This window comes from Sulfurimonas aquatica (genome assembly GCF_017357825.1).
GTDB classification, from domain to species: Bacteria; Campylobacterota; Campylobacteria; order Campylobacterales; family Sulfurimonadaceae; genus Sulfurimonas; species Sulfurimonas aquatica.
The window spans coordinates 928864-941153 of record NZ_CP046072.1; the positions used below are offsets into that span (position 1 = coordinate 928864).

Annotated in this window: 11 protein-coding genes; all 11 read right to left on the reverse strand. The window is 38.9% G+C overall.

Features of this window, described 5'->3' with window-relative positions:
* Window positions 1-30: 30 nt before the first annotated feature.
* The 11 genes from GJV85_RS04505 to GJV85_RS04555 all read right to left on the reverse strand — a co-directional run bounded on the left by GJV85_RS04505 (window position 31) and on the right by GJV85_RS04555 (window position 12288).
* Entirely contained in the window at window positions 31-555 is a 525-nt protein-coding gene (locus GJV85_RS04505; protein ID WP_207562677.1) for a NuoI/complex I 23 kDa subunit family protein, read from the reverse strand.
* Complete coding sequence (locus GJV85_RS04510) at window positions 552-1847, reverse strand: complex I subunit 1/NuoH family protein (protein WP_207562678.1); 1296 nt, start codon at window positions 1845-1847, stop codon at window positions 552-554. Before GJV85_RS04510 ends, GJV85_RS04505 begins: the two co-directional genes overlap by 4 nt.
* The gene (locus GJV85_RS04515; protein ID WP_207562679.1) at window positions 1844-3217 is read right to left on the reverse strand and encodes an NADH-quinone oxidoreductase subunit G; all 1374 of its coding nucleotides are present in this window, start codon (window positions 3215-3217) and stop codon (window positions 1844-1846) included. Before GJV85_RS04515 ends, GJV85_RS04510 begins: the two co-directional genes overlap by 4 nt.
* Window positions 3214-4437: an NADH-quinone oxidoreductase subunit NuoF gene (gene nuoF, locus GJV85_RS04520; RefSeq protein ID WP_207562680.1), complete on the reverse strand. Its 1224-nt coding sequence runs from the start codon at window positions 4435-4437 to the stop codon at window positions 3214-3216. Before nuoF ends, GJV85_RS04515 begins: the two co-directional genes overlap by 4 nt.
* Window positions 4434-4871, reverse strand: a complete 438-nt coding sequence (locus GJV85_RS04525; RefSeq protein WP_207562681.1) for an NADH-quinone oxidoreductase subunit NuoE family protein — start codon at window positions 4869-4871, stop codon at window positions 4434-4436. The genes nuoF and GJV85_RS04525 overlap by 4 nt, the downstream gene beginning before the upstream one ends.
* The gene (locus GJV85_RS04530; protein WP_207562682.1) at window positions 4868-6499 is read right to left on the reverse strand and encodes an NADH-quinone oxidoreductase subunit D; all 1632 of its coding nucleotides are present in this window, start codon (window positions 6497-6499) and stop codon (window positions 4868-4870) included. The genes GJV85_RS04525 and GJV85_RS04530 overlap by 4 nt, the downstream gene beginning before the upstream one ends.
* A complete protein-coding gene (locus tag GJV85_RS04535) occupies window positions 6489-7007 on the reverse strand; it encodes an NADH-quinone oxidoreductase subunit B (RefSeq protein WP_207562683.1) in 519 nt (172 codons plus the stop codon). Before GJV85_RS04535 ends, GJV85_RS04530 begins: the two co-directional genes overlap by 11 nt.
* Window positions 6998-7357 carry an NADH-quinone oxidoreductase subunit A gene (locus tag GJV85_RS04540; RefSeq protein WP_207562684.1) on the reverse strand — a complete coding sequence of 120 codons (360 nt, stop codon included), beginning with the start codon at window positions 7355-7357 and terminating at the stop codon, window positions 6998-7000. Before GJV85_RS04540 ends, GJV85_RS04535 begins: the two co-directional genes overlap by 10 nt.
* Window positions 7358-7437: 80 nt before the next feature.
* Window positions 7438-10368: an ABC transporter substrate-binding protein gene (locus tag GJV85_RS04545; RefSeq protein ID WP_207562685.1), complete on the reverse strand. Its 2931-nt coding sequence runs from the start codon at window positions 10366-10368 to the stop codon at window positions 7438-7440.
* Between the two features lie 10 nt (window positions 10369-10378).
* Window positions 10379-10771, reverse strand: a complete 393-nt coding sequence (locus GJV85_RS04550) for a response regulator (protein WP_207562686.1) — start codon at window positions 10769-10771, stop codon at window positions 10379-10381.
* Window positions 10768-12288, reverse strand: a complete 1521-nt coding sequence (locus tag GJV85_RS04555) for a PAS domain-containing protein (RefSeq protein ID WP_207562687.1) — start codon at window positions 12286-12288, stop codon at window positions 10768-10770. Before GJV85_RS04555 ends, GJV85_RS04550 begins: the two co-directional genes overlap by 4 nt.
* Between the last annotated feature and the right edge of the window lie 2 nt (window positions 12289-12290).

Sequence of the window (12290 nt, forward strand, 5' to 3'; positions counted from 1 at the left end):
CCATAAAATCGGATATGAAAAAGCATGTTATTAGTCTCTGGCACATGAACAGACCTCCCCAAAAGCTCCCTTGTTTGCCAAGAGTTGCTCCTTGTCTAGTACAAAGTCCTCGCGTTTATTTCCAGTTAAAGAAAATATACCCGTATCCATTCGAATGGCATCACAAGGACAAGCCTCAACGCAGTAACCACAAAAAATACACTCAAGAGTATCTATTGAAAAGCTCTTTGGCATCTTCTCATCATGTCCATCTTCTCTCTCCTGCGCTTCTATAAACATACAGTTTGATGGACAGGCAGTCGCACACATAAAACAAGCAACACAGGCGATGCTATCATCTGGGCGGTGAGTGAGTCTATGAAGTCCACGGTATCTATCTGTTATATCTTGAGGTTGCTCCTCTGGATATCTTAGAACATCCACTGCGTTTATATCTGAGAGGTTCTTAAAAAAGTGTTTGAAGGTGATTTTCATCCCATCATATATAGCAGGAAGATAGAGTTTATCTCTAACACTACTACTGGCACGTTGTACTACTTTTACATTTTGACTCATAAGGAGACTCCCACAACTACTAGAGCTGTTACAAAGATGTTTAAAAGAGCTAGTGGCAGAAGATAGTACCAGCCCAATTTTTGAACTTGGTCATAACGAAACCTTGGCAAAGTCCAGCGAATAAGAATAAAGAACATATTAAAAATCATCAATTTTACTACAAAGGTAGCTATCTGAATAACTGTAACATATATAGACTGTGCTAAAAGATTTTCACTAAAAAAAGCGAGATAGAGTAAAATAAACTCAATGGCAATAGTCATCACTATAAATGCAATAGTGAAAAATTTTGTCTCAAACTCTCTTCCCTTGTCTTGTGCCATGCCAGGGCGGACTCTGTTGTTTTTTTGCATCCATTTTATAAACAAAGTAACAACTATAGGTGCCGCTATCATGACACAAATAGCGAGGGTAGTGAAGTTGTCAAGCATCATCTGCGTTGAGATGTATGGAAGCTGATAACCGCCAAATATCATGGTGATTATGACCGCACTTGCTGTGTTCATCGCGATGTACTCCGCCATAAAATACATAGCAAACTTCATAGCACTGTACTCTGTCATAAAGCCTGCGACTATCTCACTCTCTCCTTCAGCCACTGTAAAAGGGTTACGATTAGTTTCGGCAAAAAGAGTTATAATGAGTATGATAGAGGCTATAGGTTGCATAAATATCCCCCATGCTGGTAAAAATCCAAAGAGTAACTCACTTTGAGAAGTAACCATGGCGTTAAAGTCTACCGTGTCATATGTAATGATAAACGCGAGTATACTCAGACCTAAAGGCAACTCATAACTCACCACCATAGAAGCAGCACGAGCCGCTCCTAAAAGGGAGTATTTGTTATGAGAGAGCCATCCTCCAAAGATAACGCCAATAACGCCAATAGAGCTCACTGCTAAGTACCAAAATACACCAAAGTCTATAGGTAGAGGTTGGACTCTTAAGTGCTCATCGCCAATGATGAGTGTATCTGCAAAAGGAATGACCATAAACGCCAAGAGTGCTGCTACAAATGTGATGATGGGAGCGAGCATAAAGAGCCATTTTCCACTTTTTATATGCGATGGGTAGTACTCCTCTTTTAGAACGAGTTTTACCACATCTGCAAAAGATTGCACCACTCCACCAAGACGAAAGCCAAAAATGTTGGTTCTGTTAGGTCCGAGTCTATCTTGAACGAGTCCTGCAGTTCTGCGTTCTAACCACACTAGGACAGGTATGGTCATAAGGGCTAAAAGAGTCCCAAGAGCAAAAGAGGAAATGGCTACTATTATGGAAGCTGTACTCATACTTTTAGCCTCTCTAACCACTCTAGGATTTTAGGCATTGGAGTGTTTTTGCGTACCGCTTGTTGTGAGTACTGCGTTATGCCATCTTCATTTGTTAGAGTTCCTGCATTTTCACTATATGCCGCTATAGGCAGAGTAAGTGCGGAGTGTTCGCGTTTATGCGTTAAAAAGTTTATGTTTGAGCTTGCGTTAAAGTTTTGTGGGTGGTTAAAGTTTATGATGAGACTTGAAGTTTTTGGCTCATTTGTATCTATCTGTAGCGTCTCAATGCTCTTATAGTTAGCTCCGCGTTTAGAAGACTTCAGCATATCATCGCCAAAACTTTCATCTTCATATATAGCTAGTGGAGAGTGAACTCTCGCATTTATAGTTTTTGCAAAAAGAAGTATAGCTTCCATCTCTTCTGTATATAGATTTGCATCTATTACTATTGAGATACTATCTTTACTATTTTCTATCAACTGTATGGCATTTTGAAGGGCTTTGTCTTCATCTATCACTTCACCATTACGAGTAGCTGATTCTTGACGGTTCTCTTGAAGTTCTTTATAACTAAGTCGTCCCTCATCACAGATGAAAAATCCGTTAACGGCATCGTTTCTTCTTGGGCGAAATCTATAGACTACATCATCTTTATACTTTTGTTTGTTATGGTCTATGTGGATATTACACCCTTTCGCACACCCTTGACAGATGGCAGGAGTAGTCTCTAAAAACCAGACGCGTTGTGCAAATCTAAAGTCTTTAGAGGTAAGCGCTCCAACAGGACATAAATCCACGACATTCATGGCATAAGGGTTTGATAGTGGACGACCAGGCATTGTTGTGACTTTTGCATCATCACCACGACCGACTATTCCTAGCTCATGTGTTCCTGTTATCTTATCTGTAAAGCGTGTACACCTAGCGCATAAAACACAACGCTCTTGATCAAGCATAACATTTGCGCCAAGGTCTACGGCTTTAGCGTGTTTGACCTTCTCTTGGATTGTGACTTTTGTACTGTGTAGGCCATAGTCCATATAGAACTCTTGGAGTGAACACTCTCCCGCTTGGTCACAAATAGGACAATCAACAGGATGATTTATAAGTTCAAGTTCTAAGATGTCCGTTCTTACCTTACAAATCTCAGGAGTGTTAGAGAAGACTTCCATCTCTTTTTTTATGAGTGTATCACAGGCAATTTGTGGACGCTTTTGCCCTTTAATGCCAACCATGCACATTCTACAGTTCCCATCAGCTCCAAGAGATTCATGGTAGCAAAAGTAAGGAACTTTAACTCCCTCTTTTATAAGAAGATCTATAAGAAGTGAACCCTCTTTAGCTTCATAAGTTTTTCCATCTACAATTATATTTATCATTTCACTCATGATACCGCTCTTTCAAACTCATCTCTGAATTTTGTTATAAAGGATACTATTACGGTTGATACTGAAGGGGCAAAAACGCAGATGGTTTTTCCATTCATAGTGTCCGCTAGTTCTAGGAGTTTATCTATGTCATCTGCCGAGCCGCGTTTATCTAAAATCTTTGCGACTATCTTATCACTCCAACCAGTTCCCTCACGACAAGGTGTACACTGTCCGCAAGACTCTTCATGATAAAACTCTAGTATGTTTTTAAGAGCTTCAACCATGTCGGTATCTTCATCCATAAGTATCATACCGCCAGTACCTAAAGAGCTTCCAATATCTCTTAGAGCTTCATAATCAAGCGTCAGCTTTTCACACTCATCTGCAGTTAAAAGACCACATGAAACGCCACCGGGAATGAGGGCTTTTAGTTTTTTGCCATTTTTAACGCCACCACCGTAATGGTTTATATACTCCATCATGGATATGCCAAATTCAGCCTCGTAAACTCCAGGGTTTTGAACATGTCCACTCATAGCAAAAAGCAGTGTTCCTGGACTCTTCTGTGTCCCGTAAGCTCTATAAGCATCGGCTCCATTTGCTACTATGAAAGGTACGGATGCGATGGTTTCGACATTGTTTACAAGAGTAGGATTACCAAAAAACCATTCGGGCTCTTTTTGTTTTGGTTTTAGACGTGGGTGTCCGCGTTTACCCTCCATGGACTCTAATAGAGCTGATTTCTCTCCACAGATGTAAGCGCCAGCGCCACGGTGGATAGTGATATCCGTCTGATTTAGGAGTCCATCTTCATAAGCCTCATCAATGGCGTTTTGTAAAATATCTTGATACTCTTTATACTCTCCGCGAATATAGATATAAGCGTGTTTTGATTTTATAGCGTAACAAGTAAGAATAATTCCCTCAATAAGAAGGTGAGGGTCATAGGTAATTATCTTTCTATCTTTAAAAGTACCAGGTTCACTCTCATCACAGTTTACCGCTAGGTATGAAGGTTTATCACCATCTTGTGGTATTAACTCCCACTTCTCTCCAGCAGACGCTCCCCCTCCACCTTTACCGCGAAGGTTTGCGTCTTTGATGATTTTTATTATTTCAGTAGGAGTGAACTCTTGCATTTTTGTAAGAGACTCATATGCTCCATGAGCTTTGGCGACTTCTAACGTGTGGCTATTTTCAATATCGAATTTAGAAGAGACTATTTTGCACTCTCTCATAATAGCTCCTCTAAAATTTTATCAACTCTTTCAGTCGTAAGGTTTTCATAGTTTTTATCATCTATCTGCATAACGGGGGCGCTCCCACAAGAGCCTAAACACTCTACATGGATGACGTTTATGTCTTTAGATTCTAAATGTTTGAGTATCTCATCGCTTCCGCAGAGCTTACATGAGAGTGTTTTACACACCTGTACATCAACTTTTTCTACTGGTGAGAGTCTAAACATGGTATAAAAAGTGATGACTCTATAAATCTCCATCGGAGGAATTCCTATCTCAGCACTTATTACGTCTATGGCATCCATCTTGATAAAACCATCTTGATACTGAGCCATCCACAAGCAAGGTAGACAGAGCGCGGCTGGGTCTGGATATCTCTTTTTAAGTTCAGCTATTTTTGTTAGATTTTCTTGTGTAAAGTTAAAACTCATCTATCCATCTCCCCCGCTATGATATTAAGACTTCCTAAAGTCATTATGGCATCCGCTACTTGATAACTCTCTATTATTTTTGGATAAGCGGCTATATGATAAAAACTTGGTGGTCGTACTTTTACCTTGTAAGGTGTTCCACTTCCATCGCTTTGTATGTAAAAACCTAACTCGCCATTTGCCGCTTCAAAGGCTCCATAATACTCGCCTTTTTTTACCTTAACGCCATCTATGACGAGTTTAAACTGGTTCATCATATCTTCTATCCCACCATAAACGCAAGACTTGCTTGGCATGATGATGCGTCTGTCATCTATGTTGAAGTCGCCATCAGGGATTCGCTCTACAGCTTGGTTGATTATCTTTATGCTCTCGTTTATCTCTTCAAACCTAACCATGAGTCTGTCGTAAGTATCACCCACAGAACCCACGACCATATCAAAGTCAAAGGTATCGTAGTAGTAGTAAGGGTTCGAGAAACGCAGGTCGTAAGCGACACCGCTCGCACGTAGGTTTGGTCCGGTAAAACCATACTCTATTGCTTGCTCGGCACTTACTGGGGAGATATCTTGAACTCGTTCATTATAGATGCGGTTATGCGTTATCATCTTAAGTGATTCCGTTACGCCCTTGTCTACCTTGGTAAGTATGTCGGCTAAATCTTTTTGCCAACCATCATACAGGTCATGAGTCATTCCACCTATGCGCATAAAAGAGTTCGTGAGTCTTGCACCCGTAAGCTTGGACAAAAAGTCATAAGCATCATTTCGAGGGTTAAAAAGATACCAGTAGTTTGTCTGCGCTCCCATATCTAGAAGTGCGGCGGAGAGACAAACTAAATGGTCTATAACGCGAGAGAGTTCCGCTAAGATGACTCGTATAAATATTCCCCTATCGGGAAGAGTGATGTCCATCATATCCTCAACGGTTTTTGCAAATGCGATGTTGTTCATAAGTGCGGAACAGTAGTTGAGTCTGTCGGTATAGGGGATGATTTGGTTGTAGTTATGGTTTTCACAACTCTTCTCAAAACCACGGTGCAGGTAACCTACTTCAGTAACGCCAGCTACTATTTTTTCTCCATCAAGCGCTGCTAGCGTTCTGATAGTTCCATGAGACGCAGGGTGTGATGGACCAAGGTTTACTATCATCAGTTCATCTTTTTTCATGTCAAGACCTCTGGAGTCTAGAAGAGGTTTCATCTCGTCCATCAAGTCTTCTGAAGAGCTGCAGTACTGCCCTTTAGTGATTTCATAATCTTTTCTCATAGGATGCCCTACAAACTGATGATGATTAAGTAAGCGCTTGAGATTTGGATGGTTGATGAAGTTTATGCCGTACTGGTCATACACTTCGCGTTCAGCCCAATTGGCACTACTAAAGAGAGAAGATAGTGTCTCTACTCCCTGTTTTTCGTCCACTACATGAACTCTATACATCAGAGTCTCTTTAAACGCAGAGTGACGGAGTATGTAAATGAGCTCAAATCTACTCTGTGATGGATGAGTTTTATGAAGGTTATCTACCGCCGTTATATCTAGTAAAAGAGTAAATCCTAGTTTTTCTTTAGCGTTTGTGATGACTTCTAGGAGCTCATTAGGCTCTATGGTAGTGATGTTAGACGTCATCAAGCTTACCTTTAAACTCTTGATGCTTGACGCTAAAACTCTCTTCGCGTTTGAGTTGTTTTTGTATATCCATAACTGCGTCTAAAATAGCTTCAGGACGAGGAGGACATCCCGCTACATAAACATCTACAGGGATTATCTCATCTATGCCTTGAAGGGTTGTGTAGTTATCATAAAACCCACCAGTAGAAGCACACGCTCCAACGGCTATGACCCACTTAGGCTCAGGCATCTGATCATACACTTGCTTTAAGATGGGTGCTTGTTTGTAGCTTACTGTTCCAGCGACAATGAGAAGGTCCGCATGACGAGGAGAAAAACGCAGTACTTCAGCTCCAAAACGCGAGATATCATAACGCGAGGCTGCCGTTGCCATAAACTCTATGGCGCAACAAGCCGTTCCAAAAACAAAGGGCCATAGAGACGCTTCTCTTCCCCAGTTTACAACCGCATCTATCTTTGTTGTGACGATAGCCTCATCGAGCATATTTGCGTTACTTAAGTCCATTTTAACATTCCTGATTTATATACGTAAACGAGACCGCCTATGAGCAGCGTCATAAAAACAAACATCTCTAAAAGAGCAAAAAGTCCAAGTTCTCTTAGGTTTAATCCCCATGGAAACATAAAAAGAATCTCAACGTCAAAAATCAAGAAGATGATGCCAACAAGAAAAAACTTTACGTTAAAACCATCAAAAGAGTCTTTATGAGTGAGGCGTATTCCGCCCTCTACGGGTTCGTTTTTTCTGACATTGTCACTTTTTGAACCAAGATATTTAGTCAAGTGAAATAGGATAGGGAGCAGGGTGACAAGAACAAAAATCATAATAGATGCTAAAAAAATAGAGTCGGTCATTGCTCTCTCTTTATTATTTTATTTATTATTTATAATGTCCATTATAGCATTAGAATATATAAGATAGAGATTAATAAAGATTAAATATTAGACATATTTGTTTTTATAGGAATCTCAACTCTAAAACAAGTTCCTTTGTCAATGTTTTCCCAAGTAAGTGTACCTTTAAAGTGTCTCTGTAAAATTAGTTTACTCATATATATTCCCAGACCTCTGCCATTTTCCGCTTTTGTAGATACGTAAGGCTCACCAAGTTTTTCTAGCACTTGTTTATCTATGCCACGGCCATTATCGCATATAGTTGTGATTATGGAGTCCTCTTTTTCATCTATTGCTATAGATATCTTTGCATCAGGAGTTTTAGAGTTTAAAAGTGCCTCTTTAGCATTGTTGATGATGTTTAGATATACCTGCAGTAACTCATTTTTAAATATAAAGAGTTTAGTCTCGCTGGCATTGGTAAGTTCTAGGTGTATATTATTGTTCTCAAGACTTTTTTTAATAATCTCAATAGTGGAGTTTAGCACCTCTTGGAGTGTCGTCTCTTTTTTCTCCTCATCAGCTTGCAGGTATCCTCTAAAGTCATCTATGGTATTTGATAGTACCTGCGTTTGGTTGAGTATAATCTGGCAAGATTGTTGAATATCATCTTTTTGAATATCATCTTTAAGTTCCATATCTACTATGATATTGTTAGCCGTCATAGAGACTACTGTAATGGGTTGGCGCCATTGATGTGCTAGCATTGAGACCATATCGCCCATAGCCGCTTGGCGAGATTGGGCTATCATAAGTTCTTCTTTATCTTTGAGCTTATTTTCCAAAATCTTCTGTTGAGTCACATCCATAACTGTGCCAAAAATGTGAGTGACGTCACCTTTTTCATCTAGGTCAAACTCAGCACTCCCTGTGATATAGTGAACTTCGCCACTTTTATTTAGTATGCGGTAGTCGTACTTATAGGGGTGTTTCTTCTTTAGTGCAGATTTATATAACTTTTCTACTTTTTCTCTATCTTCAGGGTGTACTTTAGAGATAAAGTTTTGATGGGAAGCTTCAAACTCTAGTGGATCTTCGCCAAGTATCTCGTACATCTCATCTGACCACTCGGCTAAGTCATTATCTATCTTTCTGTACCACCATCCAGTGTGTGCTAGAGCCTCTGCACGTTGGAGTTTTCTTGTTTGACTTTGAATTAAGTCGCGTAGGTGCATTGTTTGCGTTATGTCTTGGAGTGTTCCCTCGGAGTGTATAAGCTTTCCATCGGAGTCAAACCTATGTCCACCTCTAGCCTCTATGTACTTTATGCGAGAGTCATCCATGATGACTCTGTATGTAAAGGAGTAAGTTTTTTTATGCTTTACAGCGCTCAAATATTTACGTAAAGAAGCAGTACGGTCATCTGGATGTACTTTAGCCCAAAAAATATTACGTGTTGTGGTCTCTGTAGTATCTTCATACTCAAAAATATCATAGATGCTTCTTGACCAATAAAGCTTATCTTCTTTAGCATCATACTCCCAACTTCCTAGCTTTGCTATCTCCTCAGCACGTTTAAGTCGTTTTGTCTCTTTTTTATAGGCTGATTGAATTTTTTCTACTTGTGTAATATCTTCAAAAATACAGTGTGTTTGTACAAAATTCTTATTTTTATCATAAATAGTATAGCCATTATACGAGGCGAGTATCTCCTCACCACTTTTTGTTTTCATCTTAAAGGTAACTCTTCTTGTAAAACCTTCTTTCTTGAAAAGCGGAAATTTTTTTTGAAAAATAGAGTGATACTCAGGCATGACAAACTCAGAAAAATTTCTGCCAAGTATCTCCTCTTCTGTATACTCTAGTAACTCAAGCCAAGCTTTATTTGCCTTTAATATATTTCCGTTTATATCAAGAGATTGGTAGGGGAGAGGAGCCAAGTCAAAAAACTGCTGATACTCATCTTTTAGTCTGTTTATAAGAACGCTTTTTCTATATTTATAAAAATGATAGAGAAGTAAAAGTGCGAGTAAAATGCCAAACAAAAAGAGAAGCTCTTGTAGGGCATCCTTATCCATATGGTATTTGTCATCATAGATAAACCCATCAAGTTTAATATCAACCTCTTTATCAATAAAGCCTAGAGCTTTATAATAGTGTGCTATATCTTTCCAGCGTGATTCACTCATATGACCTAAGGGAACGATGGGAGCACCTATGAGTTTTTGTAATTCATTTGCTTCAAAAAGAAGTAATTCTTGTGTCTTGTTCTGTGTATTGTACTTTTTTAAGATAAGCTCTACAGTCTCATCCATATGCTCAAATGCATACTCCCAACCCTCTAGACTTGCATCTGTAAATGCTTTGACTATCTCAGGGTGCTCATGAAGCATTAACTTAGAAGTAAACAGAACATCGTTATAAAAATCTATGCCATAATCTTTTGGATGCAAAATAGTATATTTGACTCCAAGAGTGTTTAGTAGATAGGGTTCGTTACTGACATAAGCACTAAAAGCATCTGTCTCATCATTTACAAGAGAGAGAATATCATGAGATGTATCTATAAGGTTTACTTCATCTGTAGCAATACCATTACGTCTAAGCATCGCTAATATCTCTACAGCCTGTATAGGATTTTTTGGTAGCATAATTCTCTTTCCAACCAAATCGCTCACTTTTGCGATTCCCGACTCTTTTTTAACGATAAGGTGTATTGGAGAGTGTTGAAAAATAGAGCTCAGCGCTATAAGTTGTTTTCCTTTGAGCTGTTCGACCACAATGCCTGAACCGTAAACGCCAAAGTCTATGTTACCACTGGCAACATCCGTTATAACATTTTTGTCCGTTCCCTCTAGTATCTTTACGTCAAATCCATGCTTTTCATAAAACCCCTTCTCTTTAGCCATATAGTAACCCGCAAACTGAAACTGATGTTTCCATTTGAGCTCTAACGTCACACTCTTGTCATGAGCATCTAGTAATGCAAAATTTACTACTAAGAAAAAGAGTGTTTTTAAAATATAGTGCATAAGAAGAGCCTTATACTTTCATTTTTTTTGAGACAACTTCCATCATCTGCAGGAGTGTGTCTAATGAAGCAGGCTTATCTATAAAAAAGTCAACTTCATCTTTTTTAATATCTGAGTCGCTTGATATACCACTCATCACTACAGTTATGGTGTCTGGTTTAAGTGCTACAATCTTTGAGAGCATCTCTTTACCACTCATTTTTGGCATCTTTAAATCCGTAATTACTAAATCATGAAGCTTTTTTGAAAAGAGCTCAAGTCCAGCTTCTCCATCTTCAGCAATATCCATCTCAGTGAAAAACTTTTGTAAAAAATTGGCGGTCTGATTGCGTATGCCCTCTTCATCTTCTACATAAAGAAGTTTTATATTGCTCATAGCATCATGAGATTCTTTTATATTCATCGTGTCTCCCTAGTATCTTTTAATGGCAACATAATCATAAAAGATGCACCATCTTCGTTATTTTCCCACTCTAGCTTTCCTAAAAGGTGTTTTTCTACTATTATTTTAGACATATAAACTCCTAGTCCGGTTCCACTTGCCGCTCTTGAGGAGACATATGGTTCTCCTAAGTGTTTTAGTATCTCTTTGGGGATTCCTCCTCCATTGTCAGAGATCTGTACTCTTACATATTCATCATCTTCACTCACCTCAATATCTACATAGGCATTTTTTACTTTATTGCTTTTGAGTGCATCTTTGGCATTATTTATTATATTTAAAAAGACCTGTAGGAGTTCATTTGCAAAGAGCAATATTTTGCTTTTAGAGTGATTTACTACATCTATTTTTATATTATTGTTTTCTAAACTTTTTTCTACCATCTCTACCGCACCATCGACTATGTCACAAACGCAGACTGAAGTTTTTTCTTTGTTAGGTTTTAAAAAGTTTCTAAAATCATCTATGGTTTTAGAGAGATGCTGAGTCTGAGTTAGTATCTCATCGCCCATCTCTACTAACTGCTCACTTGCTATCTCTTCTTCTAACTCGATGTCTACTTTTAGATTGTTTACAGCCATGGCTATAACCGTTATGGGTTGTCTCCACTGGTGTGCTATCATCGCTATCATATCACCCATGGCAGCTTGGCGAGATTGGGCTATCATAAGCTCTTCTTTGTGTTTAAGTTCAAGCTCAAGTTCGACGCGCTTTGAGATGTCTACATGAGTTCCAACCATTCTTAAGGGCTCTTCATTTTCGTCAAATTCAACTATTTTCGCTTTTGATTCTAACCAGATATAGTGACCATCTCTGTGACGGAGTCTAAATGTTTCATTAAAATAACCTCTTTTATTCTTAAGGTACTCTTCTAACTTTTTATCAAGACTTTGAACCTCTTGGGGGTGTAACCTGCTATGCCATGTATCTATAGTGTTTTCGAGTTCATCATTACTATATCCTAGTTGCTCTTTCCATCGCTCGGAGATATAGAGTTCGTTAGTCTGAATGTTCCAGTCATAGAGCCCATCATTTGTAGCAACTATAGCATACTCATAACGCTGTGTTAACTCTTGGAGCTCTTTTTTTTGTAAATGGCGTTGTAAAGCATAGTTGATACTCTTGTTTAGCCAGTATCCATCAAGTTTTGATTTATCTAGATAATCCTGTGCACCAAGTTCTAATGCTTTAATGGCTATGAGTTGATCTTCGATTCCAGAGAGAATGATGATAGCAAATTTATTTGTAAATGATGAGAGGGAGAGAAAAGTATCCATCCCATTACTATCGGGTAGATTTAAGTCCATAAGCATCAAGTCAGGCAAGGGGTTGTTATTAAGCCAATCATGAGACTCACCAAGCGTCATGACATGATTTATCTCATAGCTAGCCGTTTTGTCCTCACTCAGATACTCCTGAATCAGTCTTGCATCTGCTAGTGAATCTTCAAGTAGGAGTATTGAAAGCTTATTTTGCATGA

What these genes read in the sequence shown, in the direction of transcription:
- GJV85_RS04505 (WP_207562677.1), bottom strand. Translation starts at nt 555, where the DNA reads ATGAGTCAAAATGTAAAAGTAGTACAACGTGCCAGTAGTAGTGTTAGA.
- GJV85_RS04510 (WP_207562678.1), bottom strand. Translation starts at nt 1,847, where the DNA reads ATGAGTACAGCTTCCATAATAGTAGCCATTTCCTCTTTTGCTCTTGGG.
- GJV85_RS04515 (WP_207562679.1), bottom strand. Translation starts at nt 3,217, where the DNA reads ATGAGTGAAATGATAAATATAATTGTAGATGGAAAAACTTATGAAGCT.
- nuoF (WP_207562680.1), bottom strand. Translation starts at nt 4,437, where the DNA reads ATGAGAGAGTGCAAAATAGTCTCTTCTAAATTCGATATTGAAAATAGC.
- GJV85_RS04525 (WP_207562681.1), bottom strand. Translation starts at nt 4,871, where the DNA reads ATGAGTTTTAACTTTACACAAGAAAATCTAACAAAAATAGCTGAACTT.
- GJV85_RS04530 (WP_207562682.1), bottom strand. Translation starts at nt 6,499, where the DNA reads ATGACGTCTAACATCACTACCATAGAGCCTAATGAGCTCCTAGAAGTC.
- GJV85_RS04535 (WP_207562683.1), bottom strand. Translation starts at nt 7,007, where the DNA reads ATGGACTTAAGTAACGCAAATATGCTCGATGAGGCTATCGTCACAACA.
- GJV85_RS04540 (WP_207562684.1), bottom strand. Translation starts at nt 7,357, where the DNA reads ATGACCGACTCTATTTTTTTAGCATCTATTATGATTTTTGTTCTTGTC.
- GJV85_RS04545 (WP_207562685.1), bottom strand. Translation starts at nt 10,368, where the DNA reads ATGCACTATATTTTAAAAACACTCTTTTTCTTAGTAGTAAATTTTGCA.
- GJV85_RS04550 (WP_207562686.1), bottom strand. Translation starts at nt 10,771, where the DNA reads ATGAATATAAAAGAATCTCATGATGCTATGAGCAATATAAAACTTCTT.
- GJV85_RS04555 (WP_207562687.1), bottom strand. Translation starts at nt 12,288, where the DNA reads ATGCAAAATAAGCTTTCAATACTCCTACTTGAAGATTCACTAGCAGAT.